The sequence below is a fragment of the Acidimicrobiia bacterium genome, from assembly GCA_035651955.1.
In the GTDB taxonomy this organism is placed as follows: domain Bacteria; phylum Actinomycetota; class Acidimicrobiia; order IMCC26256; family JAMXLJ01; genus JAMXLJ01.
The window spans coordinates 55097-79194 of record DASRES010000069.1 but is presented as its reverse complement, the minus strand read 5'-3'; the positions used below and the strand labels follow the sequence as shown (position 1 = coordinate 79194).

20 protein-coding genes and 1 tRNA gene are annotated in these 24098 nt (G+C 71.5%); 5 read left to right on the top strand and 16 right to left on the bottom strand.

The window, feature by feature from the left end:
* The first annotated feature begins 112 nt into the window (after positions 1-112).
* The gene (locus tag VFC33_14690) at positions 113-967 is read left to right on the top strand and encodes a TauD/TfdA family dioxygenase (GenBank protein ID HZR14484.1); all 855 of its coding nucleotides are present in this window, start codon (positions 113-115) and stop codon (positions 965-967) included.
* Here the strand turns inward: VFC33_14690 and VFC33_14685 are convergent.
* The 3 genes from VFC33_14685 to VFC33_14675 all read right to left on the bottom strand — a co-directional run bounded on the left by VFC33_14685 (position 951) and on the right by VFC33_14675 (position 4126).
* A complete protein-coding gene (locus tag VFC33_14685; GenBank protein ID HZR14483.1) occupies positions 951-1463 on the bottom strand; it encodes a MarR family transcriptional regulator in 513 nt (170 codons plus the stop codon). The two genes, VFC33_14690 and VFC33_14685, sit on opposite strands and share 17 nt — an antisense overlap.
* Entirely contained in the window at positions 1460-3739 is a 2280-nt protein-coding gene (locus VFC33_14680) for an arylsulfatase (GenBank protein ID HZR14482.1), read from the bottom strand. Before VFC33_14680 ends, VFC33_14685 begins: the two co-directional genes overlap by 4 nt.
* Before the next feature lie 72 nt (positions 3740-3811).
* A complete protein-coding gene (locus VFC33_14675) occupies positions 3812-4126 on the bottom strand; it encodes a hypothetical protein (GenBank protein ID HZR14481.1) in 315 nt (104 codons plus the stop codon).
* A 145-nt stretch (positions 4127-4271) separates the two neighbouring features.
* Here VFC33_14675 and VFC33_14670 point away from each other — a divergent pair, with 145 nt between their 5' ends.
* Positions 4272-6812 (top strand): metallophosphoesterase, encoded by a 2541-nt coding sequence (locus VFC33_14670; protein HZR14480.1) that lies wholly within the window; start codon positions 4272-4274, stop codon positions 6810-6812.
* Between the two features lie 7 nt (positions 6813-6819).
* Here VFC33_14670 and VFC33_14665 read toward each other — a convergent pair whose 3' ends face one another.
* The 9 genes from VFC33_14665 to VFC33_14625 all read right to left on the bottom strand — a co-directional run bounded on the left by VFC33_14665 (position 6820) and on the right by VFC33_14625 (position 18845).
* Positions 6820-8850, bottom strand: a complete 2031-nt coding sequence (locus tag VFC33_14665) for an alkaline phosphatase D family protein (protein HZR14479.1) — start codon at positions 8848-8850, stop codon at positions 6820-6822.
* Positions 8847-10307: an endo-1,3-alpha-glucanase family glycosylhydrolase gene (locus VFC33_14660; protein HZR14478.1), complete on the bottom strand. Its 1461-nt coding sequence runs from the start codon at positions 10305-10307 to the stop codon at positions 8847-8849. Before VFC33_14660 ends, VFC33_14665 begins: the two co-directional genes overlap by 4 nt.
* 32 nt (positions 10308-10339) lie before the next feature.
* Positions 10340-11746, bottom strand: a complete 1407-nt coding sequence (locus VFC33_14655) for a hypothetical protein (protein ID HZR14477.1) — start codon at positions 11744-11746, stop codon at positions 10340-10342.
* Positions 11743-13107, bottom strand: coding sequence for an alkaline phosphatase family protein (locus VFC33_14650; protein HZR14476.1), 1365 nt, complete (start codon positions 13105-13107; stop codon positions 11743-11745). Before VFC33_14650 ends, VFC33_14655 begins: the two co-directional genes overlap by 4 nt.
* Positions 13104-14717, bottom strand: coding sequence for a glycosyltransferase family 39 protein (locus VFC33_14645; protein HZR14475.1), 1614 nt, complete (start codon positions 14715-14717; stop codon positions 13104-13106). Before VFC33_14645 ends, VFC33_14650 begins: the two co-directional genes overlap by 4 nt.
* A complete protein-coding gene (locus tag VFC33_14640) occupies positions 14707-15402 on the bottom strand; it encodes a GtrA family protein (GenBank protein ID HZR14474.1) in 696 nt (231 codons plus the stop codon). The genes VFC33_14645 and VFC33_14640 overlap by 11 nt, the downstream gene beginning before the upstream one ends.
* 97 nt (positions 15403-15499) lie before the next feature.
* Entirely contained in the window at positions 15500-17473 is a 1974-nt protein-coding gene (locus VFC33_14635) for a glycosyltransferase (GenBank protein HZR14473.1), read from the bottom strand.
* A gap of 344 nt (positions 17474-17817) precedes the next feature.
* Entirely contained in the window at positions 17818-18222 is a 405-nt protein-coding gene (locus VFC33_14630) for a hypothetical protein (protein HZR14472.1), read from the bottom strand.
* 119 nt (positions 18223-18341) lie between these two features.
* Positions 18342-18845 (bottom strand): ureidoglycolate lyase, encoded by a 504-nt coding sequence (locus VFC33_14625; GenBank protein ID HZR14471.1) that lies wholly within the window; start codon positions 18843-18845, stop codon positions 18342-18344.
* Between the two features lie 104 nt (positions 18846-18949).
* Between VFC33_14625 and VFC33_14620 the strand changes: the two genes are divergently transcribed.
* Together VFC33_14620 and VFC33_14615 are read left to right on the top strand one after the other, a co-directional pair.
* On the top strand, positions 18950-19333 hold the full coding sequence (locus VFC33_14620; GenBank protein ID HZR14470.1) for a cupin domain-containing protein: 384 nt from the start codon (positions 18950-18952) through the stop codon (positions 19331-19333).
* Between the two features lie 17 nt (positions 19334-19350).
* Positions 19351-20298: a D-glycerate dehydrogenase gene (locus tag VFC33_14615; GenBank protein HZR14469.1), complete on the top strand. Its 948-nt coding sequence runs from the start codon at positions 19351-19353 to the stop codon at positions 20296-20298.
* Here the strand turns inward: VFC33_14615 and VFC33_14610 are convergent.
* From VFC33_14610 to VFC33_14600, 3 genes are all read right to left on the bottom strand, one after another.
* Entirely contained in the window at positions 20295-20771 is a 477-nt protein-coding gene (locus tag VFC33_14610; protein ID HZR14468.1) for a universal stress protein, read from the bottom strand. The two genes, VFC33_14615 and VFC33_14610, sit on opposite strands and share 4 nt — an antisense overlap.
* 19 nt (positions 20772-20790) lie before the next feature.
* Positions 20791-21444: an RraA family protein gene (locus tag VFC33_14605; protein ID HZR14467.1), complete on the bottom strand. Its 654-nt coding sequence runs from the start codon at positions 21442-21444 to the stop codon at positions 20791-20793.
* A gap of 10 nt (positions 21445-21454) precedes the next feature.
* Positions 21455-21547: transfer RNA gene (locus tag VFC33_14600), tRNA-Ser, on the bottom strand.
* A 57-nt stretch (positions 21548-21604) separates the two neighbouring features.
* Here VFC33_14600 and VFC33_14595 point away from each other — a divergent pair.
* A complete protein-coding gene (locus tag VFC33_14595) occupies positions 21605-22621 on the top strand; it encodes a PHP domain-containing protein (protein ID HZR14466.1) in 1017 nt (338 codons plus the stop codon).
* A gap of 7 nt (positions 22622-22628) precedes the next feature.
* On the opposite strand, the gene VFC33_14590 is transcribed toward VFC33_14595, so the two are convergent.
* Complete coding sequence (locus VFC33_14590; protein ID HZR14465.1) at positions 22629-23984, bottom strand: FAD-binding oxidoreductase; 1356 nt, start codon at positions 23982-23984, stop codon at positions 22629-22631.
* Positions 23985-24098: the final 114 nt, after the last annotated feature.

The following is a 24098-nucleotide window of genomic DNA, read 5'->3' as shown; positions in this document are numbered from 1 at the left end:
GGGCCCGACCGGCAACCTGCTGGTCGGGCCCGTTGCATCCCGGCATTGGTCGACGTACGATTTACCTGACGAGTCAGACATATCCGGCTCGAAGACGTCCGGGAGGCGCCCGATGGAGGTGCGCAGGCTCAACGGCGCGCTCGGTGCGGTCGTGGACGGCGTGTCGTTGGAGTCGATCGACGACGCGACGTTCGCGCAGGTTCGCACCGCGCTCCTCGAGCACCAAGTCCTGTTCTTCCGCGACCAGGACCTCGGTGACGACGGTCAGCTCGCGCTCGCGCGCCGGTTCGGGACGCCGAGCGTCTACCCGATCAGCAAGCACTTCGGGGGCACGCAGGCGCTGCACGTGATCGCCGACAGCGCCGACAGCCCGCCGGACGCCGACAACTGGCACACCGACATCACCTGGATCGAGCGGCCACCCGCGGTCGCGACGCTCGCCGCGCTCGAGATCCCCGCGTACGGCGGCGACACGATGTGGGCCGACCTCTACGGCGCGTTCGAGCGCATCTCACCGCCCCTGCGAGACGCGCTGCGCGGGCTGCGCGTCCGTCACACGCAGGGCCGCGACTTCTGGGAGCGCTACTCGCGCATCGCGGGGACCGAGCACCTGCAGGAGCTGCAGCAGGCGTTCCCCGGCGCCACCCACCCCCTGGTGCGCACGCATCCCGAGACGGGCCGCGACGCGCTGTTCGTCGCCGGGTCGTTCATGGACTCGATCGTCGGCCTCCACCCCGACGAGAGCGCGTGGCTGCTCGAATGGCTGCGCCGCCGGGTCGAGGACCCGAACCTGCAGGTGCGGTGGAGCTGGCGCAGGGGCGACGTCGCGATCTGGGACGAGCGCTGCACGAACCACCGCGCCCTGAGCGACCACTACCCGCAGGACCGGCGGATGCGCCGCTGCACCGTCGACGGCGACACGCCGTTCGTGCGCGCTCCCAGAGAGACGGTCAGCGCGCAGGCGTGACGCGCGCAAATGCGCCGAGCACCCGAGTCATCGCCGGGATCACACGCGCGAGCTGCGCCGCGCCGTCGCGCTCGGCGAACGCGTCGAGCAATGTCCCGAGCACTTCGCCCGCCACGCGGTGACCGCGTGCCGTCAGCTTGACGTTCACACGACGCGCGTCCTGCGTGTCGCGCACTCGTCGCACGAGTTGCGCGTTCGCCAGTCGGTCGACGGTGCGGGTGATGCCGCCGGAGGTGACGACCAGGACCTCGTTGAGCCGCGTCGCCGTCATCGCGTGCGGTGGACCGGCGAGCGCGAGCGCGACGAGGACGACGGCGTCAGAGTCGTTGAGCCCGAGAGGCTTGAGCGTGTCCTGCACCCACGCGCTCACGTGCCGAGCCGCGCGTACGACTGCCAGAAGCGTCGCGGCGGCATCTGCATCGACGTCGGGGAACTCGCGACGCACCCCCTCACGGACGACCGCGACGTCGTCGGGCGTCTCCCGGCGCGCGGTCACTGGTGGCGCAGCGCGGTCTCGAGCTCCACCGCGGGATCGGGCAACGCCGCGCGGCCCGTCGTGATCACGACCCGGTGCAACGCGCCGTCGAAGCGCGCCGGCGGCGTGTAGTCGTCGCACACCGGGAACCCGCGGCCGTACCCGATCGTGAGGAACGCGCCGTTCGGGCTCCAACGGAACGGGACGTCGACCGGGATGCGTGCGCTCGTGATCTCGTCGCCGTCCGCGTACAGCGTGCCGGTGCCTCCAGGCGACGAGCGTGTGAACGCGAAGCCGAGCCGGGTCGCGCCGGCGGGAACCGGTACCGAGACGCGGTGCACGGACGCGCCGACGTTGTTGAGCACCCACGTGAGCGTGCCGTCGGCGACGAACCACGCCCAGCCGTTCGTCCAGTCGCCCTGCTCGCACAGGACGCCCGTGGTCGTCGGCACGAGCGGCTCGTCGAGCACCGCGACCATCGCGAAGTCGTTCCCGACGAGCGACGGGCCCGCCTCCTCGTGCACGGACGTGCCCGGTGGCAGGTCGAAGCGTCTGCGCCCCGTCAGCCAGCGGAAGTCGACGTGCGCGAACCGGTTCACGATGCCGTCGTCGATCGGGAGCACACCGTTGCGACCCGCCTCGACCCACCAGCGGTCGACGAGCTCGCGCAGGACGTCGGGCCGCTGCTCGGCGACGTCGTGGACCTCGGCGAAGTCCTCGTCGACGTGGAAGAGCAGCCATTCGTCCGTCGCGAAGTCCGCGCTCCCCTCGGTCAGCTCGCGCTCACCGCGGTGCTGCTGGTTGACGTGGTCGGTGACGGCCTTCCAGCCGTTCGCGTAGATCGCGCGGCTCCCCCACATCTCGTAGTACTGCACGCGGCGCTGCTCGGGCGCGTCGGCACCGTCGACGATCGGCGCGAGCGACGCGCCGTCGTACGACATCTGCGGGACGCCGCGCACGACCGACGGCAGCGGGACACCGCAGGCGTCGAGCACCGTCGGCAGCACGTCGACCGCGTGGCAGTACTGCGCACGCACGCCCCCCGGGTCGGGGACGCGCGCCGGCCACCGGATGATCAGCGGGTCGCGGATGCCGCCTTCCCACGTGTAGCGCTTCCAGCGGCGCAACGGCGTGTTGCCGGCCAACGCCCAGCCCCACGGGTAGTGGTTGTACGTGCGGAACCCGCCCAGCTCCTCGATCATCGCGAGGTTCTGCTCGAGATCCTCGTGCATGTCGGCGATGAACCGCAGCTCGTTGACCGACCCGTGCGGCCCACCCTCCGACGAGCAGCCGTTGTCGGAGACGACGAGCACGATCGTCCGGTCCGTCTCACCGAGCTCGTCGATCGCGGCGAGCACGCGTGCGAGGTGCGTATCGGTGTGGGTCAGGAACGCGGCGAACACCTCTTGCATGCGCGCGTACAACCGTCGCTCGTCGGTGGGGAGCGAGGCCCACTCCTGGACCCAGGGTGGCCGCGCCGACAGCTCGGCCCGCTCGGGCACGACTCCGAGCCGCTTCTGACGTTCCAAGGTGCGCTCGCGCCACGCGTCCCACCCGTCGTCGAACCGTCCCCGGTACCGCTCGACGAACTCGCGGGGGACGTGATGCGGCGCGTGCGTCGCACCCGTCGAGAAGTAGAGGAAGAACGGCCGCTCCGGTTGGTGGACCCGCAGCTCGCGGAGGTACGCGACCGCACGGTCCGCGAGGTCCTCGGTCAGGTGGTAGCCGTCCTCGGGACGGCGGGGCGGGTCGATGCACGTGTTGTCCTGCACGAGGTCGGGTGTCCACTGGTTGGAGTCCCCGCCGAGGAAGCCGTAGAAGCGGTCGAAGCCCTTTCCCAGCGGCCACTGCTCGTAGGGCCCGGCCGGGGTGCGTTCGTCGCGCGGCGTGAGGTGCCACTTTCCGACGGCGAACGTCGCGTAGCCCTCGGCGCTCAGCATGTCGGCCATCGTCGCCGCCTCGGGCGGTATGCGCCCCGTGTAACCCGCGAAGCGCATCGGGACGTCGGGAAGGAAGCCGACGCCGACGCGGTGATGGTTCCGGCCCGTCAGCAGGCACGCGCGTGTCGGTGAGCACAGCGCGGTCGTGTGGAAGTTCGTGAAGCGCAACCCGTCACGCGCGAGCGCGTCGAACGTCGGCGTGTCCATGTCCGAGCCGAAGCAACCCAGCTGCGCGAACCCGAGATCGTCGAGCACGACGAGCACGACGTTCGTCCCGCGCGGCGGGAACGCGGGGTACCGCGACGGCTCCGACACCGACTCCGGCACCGTCACACCGACGCGCGCTGCACGAACCACGTCCTGCCTCCCCCCGATCGGCCCGACCGCGCGTCAGCTTCGCGTGCGCGGCGTGACGCGTGTCGCGAGCGGCTACGCGGGACGGCGACCGGCGAGAGCGGCCTGCTCGTCGAGGCGTCGGAGCGCGCGCTCCAGAAGGTCGCGCGCACGGGCGTCCACCGCGCCGTCGCCGCCGTCGATGCGGCGCATCGCGCGCAGCACGGCGACGCGATCGGTGCCCGCGAGGCGGGCGAGCACGACCGCGGCCGCCCGGACGTCGACGTCGGGATCGAGGGCCGCGCGCAGGGCCCGGAGCGTGAGGCGGGCGGCCGCATCGCGGCCGCGATCACGCGTGACGAGCGGGGCCGGCGCGGGCAGGAAGCTCAGCGTCCGGTCCCTCTCCGCCATGCCGAGTGTCTTCCCGGCCGCCACGCTCGGTACACGCACCAGGGTGCGTGGACGCGGAGCGCGGGCGGCCGTACACTGCGTGGCTTCGGGGTGAGGGCAGGGTCGGTGGCGGTCGCCGGCTCTCTTGGGGCAGGGAGCACCCGTCATGCGTCGCCGTCGTCTGCTCGGGGCGATCGCCCCGGTCGCACTCGTTCTCTCGACACTCGCGGTGGTCGCAGCACCGCCCGCCGGTGCCGCCACCGCAACGCAGCTCCGTCGCTACCCGTACCTGACGGATGCGGTCGGGACCGCGATGACCGTCAACTGGGGCACCGACCGGTCGGCGACGACCGGGTCGGTCGCCTGGGGCGCCGTCGACGGGTCCGGCGGCTGCACGCCGTCGAACACCGTCGCCGGGACGAAGACCGGCATCACGGTCAACAACGTCGCCGAGTACCAGTGGAAGGCGATGCTGACGCTGCCCGCCGCGGGGACGTACTGCTACCGCGTGTTCCTCGGCACGACCGACCTGCTCGGCTCGGATCCGTCACCCCGCTTCACGACCCAGGTGCCCGCGGGGTCGACGCAGCCGTTCTCGTTCGCCGTCCTCGGCGACTGGGGCCAGACCGACGCCAACGGCAACAACGCCGACCAGGCGAACGTCCTCTCGCGGCTCGCGAGCAGCGGGGTGGCGTTCACGGTGACGGTCGGCGACAACGGGTACCCGTCGGGCAGCCAGACGAACTACGGCGACCTCCAGCAGCACGCGGCCAACGTGAGCGCGATCTTCGGCCCGTCGTTCTGGGCCGTGCCGGGCCGTTCGATCCCGGTCTTCCCGGCAAGCGGCAACCACGGCTTCACCGCGAGCGCGACGAGTCCGCACACCGAGCTCCTCAACTGGCCCCAGGACCGTGTCGCGGCGGCGTCGCACGGCTCGTACGTGAAGCAGCTGTACTGCTGCGTCAACGGCACGAACGCGGCGTACTACTCGAGCGCGTGGTACGCCTTCGACGCCGGCAACGCGCGGTTCTACGTGCTGCAGGCCACGTGGGCCGACGGCAACGTCGGCACGGGCACCGTCTACTCCGACGACTACGCCGCGCACTGGACGCCGAGCAGCCCCGAGTACCAGTGGCTGCAGGCCGATCTCGCGGCCCATCCCGGCGGCCTGAAGTTCGCGTTCTTCCACTATCCGATGTACTCCGACCAGAAGTCGCAGAGCTCCGACACGTACCTGCGCGGGCCGAGCAGCCTCGAGGGCCTCCTCGCGTCGAACGGCGTCAACCTCGCGTTCAACGGCCACGCACACGTGTACGAGCGCAACACCGCGAACGGGCCGGGGACGATCCCCAGCTACGTCACCGGCGGCGGAGGCGGGACGCTCGAGCCGATCGGAGAGGTCGGCTGCAGCTCGTGGGACGCGTACGCGATCGGGTGGTCGCCGACGAAGTCCAAGGGCTCGAAGTGCGGCGCCGCGCCGGTCCCTGACGCTGCCGCACGGGTGTTCCACTTCCTGAAGGTCACCGTGAACGGCTCGCAGGTCACGGTCGCGCCGACCGACGAGCTCGGCCGCACGTTCGACGTCCAGACCTACGACTTCTCGGGTGCGGTACCGCCGGACACTGTCATCGACAGCGCACCGACGGGCGCGACGAACGCGACGTCCGCGTCGGTCGCCTTCCACTCGACGCTGCCGGGCGCGACGTTCGCGTGCTCGGTCGACGGCGGGACGGTGTCGCCGTGCACGAGCCCGCTCACGCTGAACGGGCTCACCGACGGCGCGCACACCGTGAGCGTCGCCGCCACCGTCGCCGGTCTGACGGACCCGAGCCCTGCGATCGCGTCGTGGACGGTCGACACGACCGCGCCTGCCGCGCCGACCGGGTTGAGCGCGAACGCGGGGTCGAGCGTGACGTTGTCGTGGAGCGCGGCAACCGATCCGTCGGGGATCGCGTCGTACGACGTGCTCCGCAACGGCGCGATCGTGACGACGGTTCCCGGCTCGACCACGAGCGCGCTCGACACGACCGTGGTGCCGAACACGACCTACCAGTACCAGGTCGTCGCGCACGACGGCGCCGGGAACGCGTCTGCGCCGAGCGCGCCGCTCATGGTGACGACGCCTCCGCCGACCGCCGCGATCTTCAGTGACGGCTTCGAGTCGGGGACGCTGAGCGCCTGGACGTCGTGGTCCGGGTTGACCGTCGAGAGCGCGATCACGCACACCGGGTCGTTCGCCGCGCAGGCGAACACCACGACCGGCGCGACCTACGCGAAGAAGACGCTCCCGTCGACGTACACGGACGCGTACTCACGCGTGTTCGTGAACCTGCAGAGCGCGTCCAGCCAGGTGAACCTCCTGCGCCACCGGACCGCCGCCGACGCCTCGCTGGCCTACGTGTTCGTGACCGCGTCCGGCCAGCTGGGGGTCCGCAACGACGTCGCGGGCACGACGACCACGAGCAGCGCGGCGATCCTGCCGGGCAGCGGCTGGCACGAGGTCGAGCTGCACACGATCGTCAACGGGACCTCGAGCACGATCGAGGTGTGGCTCGACGGCGTGCGGGTCGACGCGCTGTCGACGACCTCCGCGAACCTCGGCACGACCGCGGTCGGCAAGATGCAGATCGGAGAGGTCCAGAGCGGCCGCACCTACAACGTGGTGTTCGACGACGCCGCCTTCGGCACCCAGCGGGTCGGTCCGTAACCGACCTTTACGCGTACTGCACGACCTCGTGGAACCGGAAGCCGTGGTCGTCGACGCGCACGTTCCCGGTGCTGTCACGCACCTCGAACGTCGCGGTCCCGGCGTTCCCGTCGATCTCGACGTGGCCGAACGACGACGCCGCGTCGAACTGCGCCCAGGTCTCGCCCGCGAGCGCGTGTGGGCGTGAGTCGAACCCCGGACCGATGGCGGCCGTGGCCGACGCGTCGACGAGCGTGTCCGGCACGTACGCGGGCTCCGGGAACTCGGCCATCGGTGCCGCGAGCCACTCGGCCACCTTCGGGCCGAAGCGGGACCAGGCCGCATGGTGGTAGTCGCCGCTGACGAACCGCACGGCGGCGGCCGGCGACGCCTGGCACGCGCGGATCACCTCGGCGCGCTCTGTCTGGTAAGGCGACCAGTCGCTGCCCGTGACGAAGCCGATCGACGTCTGCGATGCGATGATCACCAGACGCGCGGTGGTGGTCCGCAACAGGTCGAGCAGCCACGCCTTCTGCTTCGGGCCCAGCACCGTCTTCCCCGGGCCGTCGGGCATCGCGAGCGGTGACCGGAAGGCGATGCCCTCCGTCCAGATCAGCAGGACGCGCCCGTTGTCGAGCGTGACGCTGCCGTACCGGCCCACGCCGTCGGCCGCCGGGTCGTTGTTCTGCCACTCGGCGAAGGCGGTGCTCGCGGCGGGGAGACAGGTTGTGCTGTCGCAGTCGTTGCGGCCCATGTCGTGGTCCGACGCGATGTAGATCCACGGCTTCGTCGCCAGGCGCGCGAGCTGGTCCTCGACGAGCAGGTCGCTCCAGAGCGCGTGGTAGCCGTTGACGCTCTGCCGGTACGCGTTGCTGTCTGGATAGCCGTAGTCGCCGAGGTGGATCAGGAAGTCGGGATCCGTCGCCGCGGCTGCGCCGAGGGCGGTGTTGCGGAACGGCGCGGACTTGGCGTTGTTGCACGACCCGAAGCAGAACGTGAACGGGGTGGGGAGCGCACGCGGGTCGAGGCGCTTCGGACGCTGCAGCGTCGCCGGGAGCAGCGGGTTCGCCCACGCGAGACGCTGCTCGCCGACCGCGAACCCGTCGAGGTGCACCTCGAACGTCGTCCCCGGGCTGCCGCGGTCGTTCCCGAGCGCGATCGCGTCCTTGATCGCGCCGGTCAACGTGTCGTTGCGCGCCCGCGCGACGAGCTTCTCGGTGCGTCCGTCGTAGCTCCACAGCTCGACGCCGCCGTCGGCGTCCACGCCGACCTGTACCTGGGTCCACGCGCTGCGCTGCATCGGGACGACGGCGCGCGGCGCACTGCTGACGGACAGGCCGCGTCCCGTCGTCCACAGGAGCGTCTCGGTCGCGCCCGTCTGCTCCTGCGAGCGAATCCGCATGAGATGCACCACGGCGCCGTCGCGCTGCCACTGTTGCGGACGGACGGCGAGCCGGACCCAGCACTGCGAGATCGGCTGCTGCAGGTGGTTCTTCGACGCGACCGCATCGGCAGGGTCGGTTGCCCGCATCACCAGCCCCTTGCCGGGACCGAAGGCCGCGGTGGATGCGACCGCGAGGGTCGTCCCGGTGGCGGACCGCGTCGTCAGGTCGATGTCGCCGTCGTCCTCGTGGTCGAACCTGCGCACCTGCACGACACCGACCGGCACGACCGCGAACGTGCCCGGGTCGCTCCAGCGCGTCGACGACCCGTTGACGGCGCGCACGCGCCACCGGTTCGGGCCCTCGGCGAGACCCGTCGCGCCGTCACCGGGAGCCAGCACGTACGACGACTGCGTCAGACCCGACGCGACGACCGTGCCGTTCACCTCGACGTCGTAGGTCCGGGCCCGTGCCGCGGAACGCCACGACAGCCGGACACGCGCGTCCGCGCTGGCGGCGACCGGCGACGTCACGGGGTCGAGCACCGGTTTCGCCGGGCTCGAGCTCGAGCCGCCACTGCAGCCGGCCAGCGCGACGCCGCCCGCGACACCGGCCGACGCGACGAGGAAGCGCCGCCGCGAGACGACAGCGGACCCTTGCGGGTCCGGGCGCGTCACGGCTGCCGCGCGACGCTCGCGGGCGCCGGCTCGTCCTCGGAGGACCGCGGCGCCGTCGGTGCACCCGCCGGCACGGGTTCGCGCCGCGGGTCGGTGGGTCCGGCAGGCGGACGGGGCGGGGCGGGACGGGTCCCGATCCGGAAGCCGGTGATGCCGGCCGGGAACCGCCGGCGGGCTTCGCGGCGCGCGCGACGGCTGCCCTCCGGCGGCGGTGGCCGGTGACCACCGTGCGGCGAGCCGCCGCCGCCCTCACCGCCGCCCTGGTCGCCACCCGAGCCGCCGTCGTGGCCGCCCCGCGGCCGGCCTCGCCGCGCCGCGACCACGAGCGTCACGACGAAGAACAGCACGAACGCGGGCAGCACGACGACGCCCAAGGGGAAGCCCTTCCCCGGCGAGCTCGAGTCCGTGGTGTCGCTCTTCGTGTGCGAGCCCGCGAGCGCGCTCGGGTCGACGACGGGCGGACCGTCCCCGAGGCGTTCGCCGACCGCGTTGAGGTACGTGAAGCCGTAGTTCTGACTGGGCTCGATGTACGAGCTCTCGCTGAACTCGTTCCAGCTGATGAGCCCGAGCGCGTCGGGCTTGGACGCGAACGCGGCGGTGATCTCCTCGTCGAGCGTCTTGCCCTCGTCGCGCGGCACGACGGTCGACCCGCCGATCTTGCGGGCGTCGAACCCGGGCGCGGCGGGCGCGATCCAGAGGCCGCCGTGGGCCTGTGCCGCGCGTCCCATCTCGACGAGCTTGCTGACGTAGCCCTTGTACGTGCGCGGGTTCACCGACGACCAGTAGTACGCGTTGCCGTCGACGGAGTCCGCGAGGCGCGAGTAGCCGTCGACGTTGCGCTCCGACGCGAGGATCAAGAGGTTGCTGCGGCGGGGTGCGGTCACGAGCGCGATGTCGGTCGGGCTGAACTCCCACGTCCCCGACCAGATGACGAGCGGCTTCGAGAAGATGTGGAAGACCGGGTCGTTGCCGTAGTGCAGGGTGAACCAGTCGAGGTCCTGCGCGACGCGCGGCGCGCCGCCCGGCAACGGGTTCCGGCTGTAGTCGAGACCCTGGTAGATGATCGCGAGCTTGAAGTCCTCGGCACGCGCGACCTCGACGAGCTTCTCGAGCCGGCGGTCGAGCTGCGGGGTCTCCTTCCAGCTCACGATGAAGCCGTCGATCCCCGCTTGCTTCGCCCACTCGACCTGCTGGCGCATGACGCGCGTGTCGTCACTCGAGTACTTCCCCAGCTTCGGCAGGTCGGACTTCTTCGTGTCCCACGTCGTCGGGTCGTACCAGATGTAGTAGTACGCGAGAACCGGCACGGCACCTTCGCGCAACGTGCTCGCGTCGGGTCCCTGCGCGGCCGCCGGAGCCGGTGCGGACGCGGCGGCGCGACCGGTCGAGCTCGCGGCGCCCGCGGCCGGCGCCGCGACCACGCCGAGCGCGGCAACGACTGCGACGACGACGCTCACGGCGCGGGACCACCGTCGGCGCGGCCGGGCCATCAGTGCTGCCGCCGACCCGGACCGTCGACCAGGAAGTGCTCGTTGGCCGAGACCTCGTCCGGATCGTGGGGCACGTGCTCGCCGGCCGCCTTCGCGGCAGACACGTGCTCGTCGGCGTCGGCGAACGCCTCCGCGACCGCCTCCGTGCTGGCCCGCTCGGCAGGCTCACGGTCTGCGGACGCGTGCAGGAACTCGAGATCGTTGCCGTGCGCGCGGTCGTCGACGCGCACCGGGCGGTTGCCGTTGCTGCTCGTCGGAACCGGCGACGCGGCGCGGACGTCGCGCGACTCGCGGACAGACGGGCTGGGCGCATCGGCCGCGGTGGTCACGGCGGGATGGCGACGACGCGCGGCGCGCCGGCCCGTGCCGTGATGCCGGCGGCGCATCGACAGACCGAACCACAGCACGACCGCGGCGACGATGAGGATCGCCAGCGCGACGAGGCCGACGTCGAGGTACGTGATCACGTCGAGGTCGGCTTCCTGGTTGCGCGAGACGCTGATCGGGCGCGCCATCCGCAGACCGCCACCGACGACCGTGACGTGGTAGTCGCCGCGCGGCAGGTCGTCGACGGTGACCGAGTGCGTCGGGCCGAGCGCGATCGTGCGCACCTTCCCGTCGGGGTACTGCAGCTCGATCGACTTCCCGACGCCGCCGCCGAGCATCGCGTCCGTCGCGACGAAGCGCACGGAGAAGAACAGCAACCGCACGGTGGCGGTCGTGCGCTGCGTCGGGAAGAACTGCTGCTGCGCCGCGTTCACGACGTTCGACCCGGCGACGATCACCTCGTTGATGCGGTACGAGACGTCGCGGACGTCGACGCCGCCCGCGCCGGGCGTGACGAGCCGGCCCTGGAGCCAGACGGGATCGGTGGACCTCAGGTCGATCGTCGCGCCGATGCTGCTCTTCAGCTCCATCGAGGACAGCAGCGACGGCTGGACCGGATCACCCTTCGTGTTCACGAACTTGAAGCTCGTCAGGTAGTCGTACGAGAACGTGGCGGTCTGCGTCTCGACACCGCTCTTGTACGACCCGTTGCCGTACCAGCCGGCGAAGTTCGCGCGGATGTCCTTGCTCACGTTCACGGTCGGTGACGTCACGACGAGCGCGTCGTTGCGGTTCGTGGCGAGCAGGTCGCGCTGCTGCTGCGTGATCGTGACCGTGACCGCGCCGTCGGCGGCCGTCGTGAACGACTGACCCTCGAACGTGAACGTCGCGCCCGGCGTCGGCGGGATCGTCTTGATCGTCAGGCTGCGCAGCCCGGGCGCGGGGCCGATCGTCGGATGCGCGCGCTTGGGCGGTGGCGGCCCCGAAGCCGCGGACGCCGCACCGGCGCCCGTGGAGACGAACACCACGGCGACGAGCGCGGCGACTGCGAGCAGGGACGAGACCCGGCGCGCGGTCACGACAGCGTCTCCGCCGCGCGGCGACGCCCACCGCGCACCGCCGCGAACACGACGAGCGCGACGGCGAGGGCGAGCCCGCCTCCGTACGCGAAGTAGATGACGCCCCGGGTCGGAGCCGGTTCCGTCGCGGGATGACGGACCGACGGGACGAGCGACGCGACCCGAGGAGCAGCGGCGAAGTCGAACGCCGCGCTGAAGTCGTTCGCCTTGGCGTCACGCTGGGCGAGCGGCGCGACGTTCCAGTTGCGCTCGATGAAGCGCAGGATCGACGTGAAGTCGAGTTGGGTGTGGTCGACGACGCCCTTGCGTGCGTACGCGCTCACGAGGAGCGCCGGCGTGCGGAGGCCGTACCCGGCGGGCGGCGCCACGTGGTCGTACCAACCGCCCCAGCTGTCGTAGGTCAGCAGCAACGCGCTCGAGGACCATGCCGTGCTGCGCTGCAGCGAGTTGACGATGGTGCGCACGAAGCCCTGCCCCGCTTGGACGCTGCCGGGCGGGTGCTCGCTGTTGCCCGAGGGCACGATGTACGAGACGGCGGGCAACGTGCCGTTCTCGAGGTCGCTGTAGTACTGCTCGAGCGGGACGATGTGGCTCGCGAGCTTCGGGTCGTCGACGAAGCGCGCCATCGCGAGCAGCGGGACGCGCGCCACCTGCGCCCCGTGCGCGGTCTGCGTCGTCGCCTTGTAGTTGATCTTCGGGTCGTAGTTCTGCACGTAGAACTTCCACGACACACCCTTGGCCTCCAGGCGGTCGAAGATCGTCTGGATGGTCGGTGCGTAGCCCTTCTCGGGGACGGTCTCGCGCGTCGTGTCGCCCGGCGTACCCGCGACCCAGAACATGTGGTTCCACACGCTGCCGCCGCCCGTCGACGTGAAGAACTTGTCGAACAGCACGTACTGGTCGGCGACGTTCCAGTAGTACGGGATGTCGCGGTCGTCGTAGTGGCCCATCGCGAGGTCGATCGGCACGCCCTGCGTGCTCTGCGCCTTCACGAACCCGTTCATCGCACCATTGTCGAACGCGCTGAGGAACGCGTCGTGGTTGCTGCCGAGGTCCTGGATCGGTCGCTTGCCGATCCGGAAGGGCTTCACGCAGTCCTTCGACGCCTTGTCGGTCGGGTCCACCGGCATGCACGCGTTCGCCGGGATGCCGTCCGCGCCCGGATACGTCCCGAAGTAGTTGTCGAACGTGTGGTTCTCCTGCATGACGCTGACGAGGTGCTTGATCGGCGTCGCCGTGGGCGTGCCGGGGACGGCGCCGCGGGTGTGCGTCGTGGACGCGGACACCGGCGAGACGGCGAGACAGCAGACGACGACCGCTCCCGCGACCGCGAGCACCCAACGGCGCAGCGCGCCCGTCACGGCCGCACCTCGTAGATCACGATGACGCGCTTGTTCGTCTTCTGACCGTTCGAGGTGACGGCGACGCTCTCGGTGTGCACGACGCGGCCGTGGTACTTCTCGGCGAACTGGAGCAGCTTGCCGGCGAAGTGCGGCGAGCGGTTCGCGGAGTACGAGTCCCACACGAGGTACTGCAGGTCGCCGCGGCGGATCTGGAGGTCGGGGTTCGACAGCGCCTCGTAGACGGGGTTGCGGTGCAGCGGGTTCGTGCTGACCGACAGGCCGTAGGTCTTCCGGTCGCCGTAGAACTCGATGATGTTCGCCATCGACGGGCCGAGCGCGAGCAGCTGGGCGTTCTCGGGCACGTGCGCGCCGACCCACCGACCGGCCTCGCGACCGCCGGCCACACCACCGGACCCGGCGAGGAAGGTGCCCGACTTCGACGGCGTGATCCGCTGCACGGTCGGGAGGACGAGGCTGAGCGCGACCGCGATGCCGACGACCGCGGTCACCGCCACCGCGGGGATCGAGGTCCGGCCGAAGCGCCGGCGCGGATCGGCGGGGAGCCGCGCGAACGCGCGCGCGGCGAGGATCGCGACCGCCGGCGCGATCGGCAGCAGGTACTGGAAGCCCTTCACCGGCCAGAGCGCGAAGAACGCGACCGGCACGAGGATCCACGAGAGCAGCAACGTCTCGCGCCAGCTGCGCTCGCGCCGCATGATGAGCAGGCCCGCGATCGCGGCGGCGAGCACGATGAAGCCGAGCGCGGCCGGGACCGTCGAGAGGTAGAAGAACGCGCCGTGGTTCGGCCGGCGGAGCAGCTGCCAGGCGAAGAAGTTCTTGCCCGTCTTCGACGACTTCCCGAAGTACAGCGACACCGGGTACGGCAGCATGACGAGCACGAGCACGGCACCGGAGACGGCGAGGTCGCGGATCCGTACCTTCAGCCTCGGCGCGAGCGCGAGGAACGCGTAGACCGCGGCAATGAAGACGAAGCCGGTCTCCTTCGACAGGAACGTCAGGCCCAGCCCCGCGCCCGTCGCGCACAGCCACGCCGAACGCTGCGTCACCGCGTACTTCGCCAGCAGGTACAGCGTCAGCGTCGAGAAGAAGACCATCGGGCCGTCGAGCAGCACCTGGCGGCTCACGACGACGTGGTACGGCATGACGGCGAGCAGCGCGGCGGCGATCAGACCCGCGCGCCGGCCGTAGAGCAACCGGCCCAACAGGTACGTGACGTAGACGGTCGCGACGCCGAACGCGACCGACAGCAGCCGGGCGACGAAGTCGCTCGTCGTGACGCGGTAGACGACCGAGAGGATCGTCTGGAACAGCAGCGGGTGGGCGCGGTAGATCGGGAAGAACTTCTGCAGCGTGACGTTGCCGGCGATCGACGCGGCCTGCCCCGCGTAGACGGTCTCGTCGCTGTTGAAGCCGACCCGGTTCAGCTGCCAGACGCGCACGACGGTCGCCACCGCGAGGATGGCGGCGACCCACACCCAGGCCGGGATGCGCGGGCGCTCGGTGCCGTCGTCGACACGCGTCGCGACGACGGGATCGTCGACGACGACCGGGTCGTCGAGCTCCCGCTGCCTCGCGATGCCGAGGGTGTCGACGCGGCTAGCGGACATGGAGGCTGCCGAGAACGGGAAACCTGCGGTGACTGCCACGTCCGCGGAGCCCCCCGTCCGCGTCGCGCACCGTCACCTCCTCCGTCAGGTCGACGATCTGGCGATCGCCGACCACGGTGCCGGCGAGGTCCTCGATCGCGACGTCACCGGCCACGTAGAGCACGCGGGTGGCCGGGTCCTCGCTCGCGTCGATCGCCTCGACGCGACGCGACCCGCCCGACGCCCAGATCACCGCGTCCGAGAACACGAACCGCGCGACCGACAGGATCAGCAACGAGATCAGGTTGCCCCACAGCACGTCGATCCCGACCGCCTCGAGGGCGATGATCATCGGCGCCTGCAGGACGAGCGTGACGAGGTTGTTCAGCCCGAAGAACATCGCGGCGCGGTACCCGAGGCTCCGGCCGTCGTGCTGCTTGTGCTTGAACGCCCACCGCTCGATCAGGATGAAGTTCCACAGCGACGAGACCTGCGTCGCCGCGACGACCGCGCCGAGCCCGGGGAGGCCCATCACGAGGAACGCCCACACGGCGGCCTCGTTGACGAAGATCCCGGTGACGCCGACGAGACCGAAGCGCGTGAAGCGGTAGACCATCGCCCACAGGCGCGGCCACCGGCGCGCGACGAGCGCGAGCGGCGCCGGGAGCGTCCGCGCTGGGGTCTCGAGTGTGCTCGTGCCGGGCACGGGCGCAGCTACCTCCTTGTGCGCGCCGCCTCGCGGCGCGGCACGGGCCGACGGAGCGCGCGTCCCGCCGCGTCCGGGCGTCCGCGGCGGGACACTGTCACTCCTGGGCCTCGACCGGGACGATCGTGGCGACGCCCTCGCTCGTGGTGCTCGCGTGCGCTGTTCCGTCGGTGCCGTTCGCGGCGGCGAGGACCGGCGCCTCCGGGCGCTCCTCGGCGTCGATCGCCACCGAGCGCTCGTCCTGCACCTGGTCGATCAGGTGCGGGATGCGCGTCGCCCAGTCCAGCGTCGTGCTCGACAGCAGGGCCGCGGGACGACCCTCGAGCGCGCCCGCGATGATCTGGCGCTCGACGGCACGCAGGTTGTCGCCCGTCGACGCGAGGAGGAAGTCCTCGATCGAGTGGTAGGGCGGGAACCCGTACGCGTCCTCGCAGTTGCCGAGCAGGATCTCGAGCGCGTCGTCCTCGTCGAGCCACTCGAAGCCGTCCTTCGAGCGCTGGATCACGAACAGCGCCGCGAGCTTCGCGGGCTCCGCGACCCGGACGCCGGGCACCAGCCGCTGCACCGGGTACTTCGGCGGCGGGACGAGCAGCTGGACGACGGTGTTGACCGTCGCGACGGGCAGACCCGTACGCGTCAGGAAGAACGCGAACTTCCGGCCCGAGCGCGAGTGCAGCCGGCTCTGGAGCGGGAGCGTGAGACGCTCGCGCCAGTTGAGCAGCGGCGTGCTGACGGCCGCGACCGTGTGGTTGCTGATGGTCAACGGCTTCGGGTACGGGAGGACGCTGCCGTCCGGGCAGACGATCGTGAGGTCGTCGGCGACGAAGTCGTACGGCTTCGCGTCGAGCAGCTTCAGCATCGTCGTCGTCTTGCCGGTGTCGGTGCGCGCCGTGATCATGAACGCGTCGCCACCCTGCACGACGCACGCGCCGTGCGCGAGCGCGTAGCCGCGTGCGACGAAGCTCCACCGCAGGATCGGCTCCACCAGGTTCGTGTAGAGCACGTGCGGCGAACGGCGCAGCAGCGGTGTGGCAAGGATCTCGACGCGCTCGCCGATCGTGATGTCCGCCGCGAAGCCGTTGTTCCCGAGCTTCTCCTCGTAGCGGAGGTGACGGCGGAACGGGTCGCGCCGCGTCGGTGCCGGCGCGCGCTCGGGAAGCTTGCCGATGCGGACACGGATCGTCGGCGGCCCGCTCAGCTCGCGCACGCGGAACGCCTCGAGCTCGGGCAGGCGCGCGTCGGCCTCGACGGTGATGATGCCGTGGATGTCGTAGCGGTGCGACGCGCCGCGCTGCTCGCGACGGTCCTCCCACCGCTGCTTCGCCAGATCGGCGCGGAGCCGACCGAGGTGGCGAAGGTAGGACATGCCCTCGCGGCTGTTCGCCTTGCTCTCACCCGCGTGACGCTCGGCGAACGTGTACGGAACCTCGGCGACACGCAGGTCGGGAGTGCGCACGGCGATCTCCATCAGGATCTTGAACCCCTGCGGACGCAGAGCGTTCGGGTCGACGGCGTCCCGACGGAACAGGAAGAACCCGCTCATCGGGTCGGTGACGGAGCGCAGGACGCGCGGGAACGCGGCCTTCGCTGCCGCGGACGCGGCGATCGAGAGCGCGGTGCGTGTGCCCCCGGCCAGCCCGGTCGCGTCGCCGCCCTCGCGGTAGCGGCTCGCGACGACGAGGGTCGCGTCCTCGGCGTCGGCCGCCGCCAGCATCCGGCGGATCGTCTCGGGCGGGTGCTGGAGGTCGGCGTCCATCACGCAGACCCACGGCGCCCGGGCGAGACGCAGCCCCGCGACGACCGCGCCGCCGAGGCCGCCGTCACGCGTCCCGATCGGACGGTGCAGCAGCGACACGACGAGATCGCGTTCGCCCTCCCGGCTGCGAACGACGTCCTCCACCACGGCGGGCGTGTCGTCGTCGCTGTCGTCGACGAAGATCACCTCGGCGGGGATGCCGGCGAGGGCCGCCGCCACCCGGTCGACGAGGGCCTCGATGTTGTCGGCCTCGTTGCGTGTGGGCACGATGACGGACAACGAGAACGCGGGGACCCGCTCGGCCCCCGTCCACACGCTTCCGGTCGCAGCCCCTGCCTCGACCGGGACCGCTCTGCGCGTCCCCGATCGCTGTTCCGGCTTGCTCGTCATGGGTCACCCCGCCCCAAGTTCGAAGATCGGCCCCAGTGGGTGAGCAAGGTAAACGACAAGTTCACGCAGGGTCAACACACCATGTCTGATTGTTCCCTCCTTGTCACCCAAAATGCGCGCGCTCCGTGGCAATAAGGGGCTCCTGAGCCCCTCCGTCGAGACGGTCCGCGCGAGCGCGCGCGCAAAGGGGTAGCACTACCCAGCGCCCAGAAACCCGGCAAAACGGACGGCGAGCGGGGGCGATGCGGCGGCCCGCGCGGCCCCGCGCGTCAGTCGTCCGGGTACGCGAACGCGGCGAGGTCGAGAAGGGCGAGGACCTCGTCGAAGGACCGCTCCGCGCTGTCGCACCACGCCGACAGGTTGCTGGTCCCCGCGAGCTCCCGGAGATGGCGGGCGAGCCGCGCGCCCCGAGCCATGACCCGGCCGTCCGACGCACCCGTCCCGGGCCCGGCGGCGTCGTCCCGAACGGCCTCGTCGATCGCCGCGACCAGCCCGATCCGGCCCTCGTCGTCGTGCTCGCGGCCCCGGGCCCAGCCCCGGTCGACGAGCAGGCGGCGGACCTCGTCGTAGACCGTCCGGACGGGCGCGACCTCGCGCGCGGGGACGGCCGTCAGGTCGACGAACGTCTCCGAGCTCGGGAAGGCGTCCCCGTCGCGGTCGCCAGTCGTGGCCACGTCACATGTCCTTTCGCGCCGCCCCGTCGCCTGCGAGCGGACGTCGAGTGCATCGTCGCCGGCCGCCTCCGGCTTGAGCACCGCAGCCTTCCCGTGCGACTCCAGCGTACCGAGCCCGATCAGAGCCGAACCTCCACCCGGATGCCGAGATCACGGGTGAGGTGGGCGACCGCGTTGTCGTCGGGGAACCCCTTCCCCTGCAGGTTGAGCAGGCGCACGCGGCCCGGTGCGACCGGGAACGGGCCCCAGTGCCACGTGCCGATCGCGAGGTTGCAGATCGCGTAGCGGGGAAGGTGGAACGCCCGGATCGTCCGTGCGTGCTCGGGCGCCGAGAAGTCGACGGACGCGGGCGCGACGACGAGCACGGCGTCGCAGTTCATCGGCATGAGCGCCTGGGTCGCGGTGTCGTGGCGGTTCAGGTGATCGCACACGACGCCGGCAGGCGTGTGCTCGATCTCGTCGAACGAGTGGAAGATGAAGTTGAGGTGCGGATCGGCGAGCCGGAACTCGAGGTGCAGCGGGTCGTCCGGCTCGGTCTCGTCGACGGGCAACTCGCCGAAGGGCGCCCAGGACTCCACGGTGACACGCTCGGGATCGAGTGCGATCGTCTCGCCGTCGCTCACGCCGTCTCCTGCCGTAGGCTGACGGGCCCGTCAGCTTACGGCGCGCGGGAGCCAGAGCGCGCGGGAGCCCGAGCGCGCGGGAGCCAGAGCAGGAGGAGGTCGGGATGGACGTGCGGTCGATCGAGGACGTCGCCCCGGTCGTGGAGCACAACGGGACCGTGCCCGTGTGGTGGCTCGTGAACCCGCGCGAGATGAAGGACGTCACCGACGGCGGGTTCCTGGAGCTCGTCAGCGAGTTCGAGGTCGCGGGCGGCGGGATGGTCGACCCGCACCAGCACCCGACCCACGAGTTCTATTACGTGACCTCCGGGCGCGGGATCATGACCATCGCCGACGAGGAACGCGAGATCGCGCAGGGCGACCTCGTCCACATCCCGCCCGACACCGTGCACAGTCTCCGGCCCGTCAGCGACCACGCGCCGATCCACTGCTTCTGCTTCGCGGTCGGCGTCCGCGACTCGGGTCCCGTCGACTACACGACGCACTGACCGCGCGACCCGCGCCCGTGGCCCGCGTTCTCGTCACCCGCCGACTCCCCGCGGGCGGGCTCGACCCGCTCGACCGTCCCGACGTCGAGCTCGTCACACGCGACGACGACGTCCCGTACACGCACGACGAGCTCGTCGCGCTCGCGGGCGACGTCGACGCGATCGTCTGCCTGCTGACCGACCGGGTCGACGCCGAGGTGCTGCGCGCGGGAGCACCCCGGCTGCGCGCTGTCGCGAACGTCGCCGTGGGATACGACAACGTCGACGTCACGACGGCGACCGAGCTCGGCGTGATCGTGTGCAACACGCCCGGCGTGCTCGACGAGACGACCGCCGACGTCGCGTTCCTCCTCGTCCTGGCGGCGTCGCGGCTCGCGTCCGAGGCGGAGGCCGACCTGCGTGCCGGACGCTGGCCGGGTTGGGGCATCAACCAGTACCTCGGTCGTGACGTCCACGGCGCGACCCTTGGGATCGTCGGGTACGGGCGCATCGGGCAGGCCGTCGCGCGACGCGCCGCGGGTTTCGGGATGCAGGTCCTGCACCACGCGCGCAACGACGTCGGCGAGCCCGGCTACGTGCCGGAGCTGGATACGCTCCTCGCCGAGTCCGACGTCGTGAGCCTGCACGTGCCGCTCACCCCGGAGACTCGCCACCTCATCGGTGCGCGCGAGCTCGCGCGCATGAAGGACACCGCGGTGCTCGTCAACACCGCGCGCGGGCCGGTCGTCGACGAGGAGGCCCTCGCGGACGCGCTCGAGCGGGGGACGATCTTCGCCGCCGGCATCGACGTGTTCGAGCACGAGCCGACCGTCCATCCGCGACTCCTCGCCGCGCCGCGCGCCGTGCTGCTCCCGCACATCGGGAGCGCGTCCTTCGCGACGCGCACGCGCATGGCCCGCATGGCGGCGGCTGCGGTGGTGTCGGTGCTCGCCGGCGAGCGACCCGCGAACGCGGTCAACCGCTAGCGCGCGTCAGACCCGTCGGCGCCGCCCTCGGCGCCCCGGCGGACGACGAGCACGGGGCACGGCGCGTGGTGCAGGACGTGCTCGCTGACCGAGCCGAGGAACACCCGCGCGAGCACGTTCCTGCCGTGCGAGCCGACGACGACGACGTCGGCGCCGACCTCCTCGGCGACCACGCAGATCACGCCGCCCGGGTCACCGACCTCCACGCGGCGGACGACGTTCGCGCCCGAGGAGCCGAGCGCGGTGACGGTCGCGGCGACCGCGCCGTCGGCGTCGGACTGCTCCTGCCGCCACGTCTGCTCCTGCTCCTCGGGGCTCTCGACCGGGCCCTCGAAGCCGCCGGCCTCGTCGCCCGGGACGTCGCCGACCACGGACAGCACGACGACCTCGGCGGGCGAGCCGAGGAGCTCGACCGCGCGGCGCGCGGCGTGGACCGCGAGCTCCGAGCCGTCGGTCGCGATGAGGACCTTCACGCGGTCGTCTCCTCCTCCGTCACGCGCCCTCCACCGGCCGGGCTCGTGCGCCCTCGATCGGTGCCGGGTCGAGACCGAGCAGCTCGACGGTCGTCGCACCGGACCGCAGCGCCGTGAAGAAGCCGTCCTCCTTCTCGGCGCGTGCGCGCGCCGCGGCGAGGACGTCGTCGAGCGCGGGTCCCGGGATAACGACGACGCCGTCCTCGTCGCCGACGACCCAGTCGCCTGCTTCGACGGTCGCGTCGCCCACGCGGACCGGCGCGCCAATCGTGCCGGGCCGCGACTTGGTCGCGCCGCGCAGGGCGATCGTCGTCGAGAAGACCGGGAACGCGTGTGCGCGGAGCGCGGCGACGTCGCGAACGCCACCGTCGATGACGAGGCCTGCGAGCCCGCGCGCCTCGGCCGCGGTCGTCAGCACCTCGCCCCAGTAGCCCAGCTCGCGCAGCTCACCGACGTCGACGACGAGGACGGAACCCGCCGGTGCGCGAGTCACGGCGACGTGCACGGCGAGGTTGTCGCCGGTGCTGCACCGCACGGGGTACGCGGGCGCCGCGACACGCGCGCCCGACCATGCCGCGCGGATGCGGTCGCGCATCGCGCACGCACCTGACTCGCCCAACGTCGCCGCGCCGAGCGCGAGCAACGCGTCGGCGGTTCGGTCCGGGCTCGGCATGCAGGCTCCTTGGCGGAGGGAGAGGGATTTGAACCCTCGAGGGGGCTCAACACCCCCTACTCGCTTAGCAGGCGAGCACTTTCGGCCGCTCAGTCATCCCTCCGGATCCGGGCGAGTATACGGCCGCGGAGGAGGACGCCCGTCCGGGTACGGTCGTGCCGTGGAGCCCGTCGAGGCGCTCGAGCGCATCGCGCACCTGCTCGAGCGCGCGCGCGAGAAGGCGTATCGGCCGATGGCGTTCCGGCGCGCCGCCGACGCCATCCGCGACGTCGACCCGCAGACGTTGCGCGACCTCGCGGAGCAGGGCCGTCTCCAGTCGCTCCCGAATGTCGGCGACAAGACGGCGCGCGTCATCGAGGAGGCGCTGCGCGGCGAGGTGCCCGCGTACCTGCAGAAGCTCGAGGGCGAGCCCGGTCCGGACGCGGGTGCGGGAGCGTCGATCCTCGCCGCGGTCCGCGGCGACCTGCACATGCACTCCGACTGGTCGGACGGCGGGTCGACGATCGACGCGATGATGCGCACGGCGTCCGCGCTCGGTCACGAGTACGTCGCGTTGACCGACCACTCCCCGCGCCTCAACGTTGCACGCGGTCTGTCTGCCGACCGGCTGCGCGCGCAGCTCGACGTGGTCGACGCGCTCAACGAGGAGCTCGCACCGTTTCGGGTCCTGACCGGCATCGAGGTCGACATCAACGAGGACGGGACGCTCGACCAGGAGGAGGAGCTCCTCGCGCGTCTGGACGTCGTCGTGGCGAGCGTGCACTCGAAGCTGCGCATGGAGCGCGACGCGATGACGGAGCGCATGGTGCTCGCGATGGCGAACCCGCACTCGGACATCCTCGGGCACTGCACCGGGCGGATCGTCGTCGGACGCGGGCGGCCCGAGTCGACCTTCGACGAGGACCTCGTGTTCGCGGCGTGCGCCCGGTACGACAAGGCGGTCGAGATCAACTGCCGTCCCGAGCGGCTGGATCCTCCGACCCGCCTCATGCAGCGCGCGCTCGAGCTCGGTTGCAAGTTCTCGCTCGACACCGACGCGCATGCAACCGGTCAGCTCGAGTGGCAGCACTACGGCGCCGACCGTGCGGCGGCGTGCGGCGTCCCCGTCGAGTCCATCGTGAACACCTGGCCGCTCGACGACCTGCTCGCGTGGACCGCGTCACACGAAACGGCCTGAGGCCGAGCTACCCGCGGCGCGCGTACCGGGACGGAGCGATGTTCGTGTTCAGCGCGAACACGTTGTCCGGGTCGTAACGATCCTTCAGCGCGACCAGGCGCCCGAACTTCTCCTCTCCGAAGGACATACGGAGACGACTGGTCCCCTCGTCGGGCTCGAGGAAGTTCGGCAACGCTTTGTCGACCGACCACGGACGCATCGCAGCCATGAACGCCTTCGCCCATTCGATCTCGCGCGCCTGGTCCGCCGCGTCCCACGCGTTCGCCTCGCAGAAGTACATCCACTTGGCATCGGGGATCTCGAGCGCCATCGCGTCTCGATCCATGCGCGCGACCGCGCCGCCCAGCGGACAGAGGATCACCGCGGAGAACGGCGACCTCGAACGGGCCGCCTGCCCGACCATCTCGTCGATCGCCTCGTCGGGGAGCGTGGGCAGGTAGTCGACCTTGCCGTAGTCCCTGATCCCCCACGGGTAGCCGCCGTCGAGCAGCTGCTGCACCGCGACGTAGGGCATGGGCTGGACCGCGTCGAGCCATGGGCGCCCCCACTCGACCAGGGGTCGGAGGACCTCATGCCCCTCGGTGGGCTCGCCGGCGTACACGACGACGAGACCGCACGCGGGCTTCCCGCGCGCCTCCTCCGGCACGAAGTCCGCGGGCGGCGCCGTGATCAACGCGAGCCCGGCGCCGACCTCGTCGGGCGCGTCGGCCATGAAGTCGCGCAACGCGCGCATCAGCCCTCCCGCGGCCGATCGCGGATGGAGCACCATCCCCGCGAACACGAGCGGTCCGACGGCGTGCAGGCGGAACCGGAACTCCGTGACGATGCCGAAGTTCCCCGCACCACCCTTGAGACCCCACAGCAGGTCCGCGTCGCCGTCGGCGCCCGCCTGCACGACTCGACCGTCTGCGGTGACGACCTCCGCGCCGACGAGGCTGGCACACGTCATCCCGAACTTTCGTTCCAGCCACCCGGAACCGCTTCCGAGCGTCAACCCGGCGACACCGGTGTGCGACACGCGTCCGCCGGTGACCGCGAGACCGTGCTGCTGCGTCGCGGCGTCGAGCTCCGCCCACGTGAGACCCGCACCGAAGCGTCCGAGCCGGCCGTCGACGTCGATGTCGATCGCCTTCATCGGGCTCGTGTCGATGACGATCCCGCCGTCACAGCTCGAGTAGCCCGGTGTCGAGTGACCGCCGCCGCGCACGGCGACGACGAGCTGTCGCGACCGCGCATACGCGAGGGCGGCCTGCACGTCGTGACGATCGGCGCACCGCGCGATCAGCGCGGGACGGCGGTCGTGCATCCCGTTGAACAGGAGGCTCCGGCGGACGTCTTCGTAAGAGCCGTCCGTCGGTTCCACCAGCTCGCCGGTGAAAACGGAGCGGAGCTGCGCGCGAGCGCTGGCCGACGTCTCGGGTTGCGAGGGCGCGGTCATACGTCAGTGCCTTCCTCGTCCCGTCACCGACGAGCCGGC

What these genes read in the sequence shown, in the direction of transcription:
- VFC33_14690 (HZR14484.1), top strand. Translation starts at nt 113, where the DNA reads ATGGAGGTGCGCAGGCTCAACGGCGCGCTCGGTGCGGTCGTGGACGGC.
- VFC33_14675 (HZR14481.1), bottom strand. Translation starts at nt 4,126, where the DNA reads ATGGCGGAGAGGGACCGGACGCTGAGCTTCCTGCCCGCGCCGGCCCCG.
- VFC33_14670 (HZR14480.1), top strand. Translation starts at nt 4,272, where the DNA reads ATGCGTCGCCGTCGTCTGCTCGGGGCGATCGCCCCGGTCGCACTCGTT.
- VFC33_14645 (HZR14475.1), bottom strand. Translation starts at nt 14,717, where the DNA reads ATGTCCGCTAGCCGCGTCGACACCCTCGGCATCGCGAGGCAGCGGGAG.
- VFC33_14620 (HZR14470.1), top strand. Translation starts at nt 18,950, where the DNA reads ATGGACGTGCGGTCGATCGAGGACGTCGCCCCGGTCGTGGAGCACAAC.
- VFC33_14605 (HZR14467.1), bottom strand. Translation starts at nt 21,444, where the DNA reads ATGCCGAGCCCGGACCGAACCGCCGACGCGTTGCTCGCGCTCGGCGCG.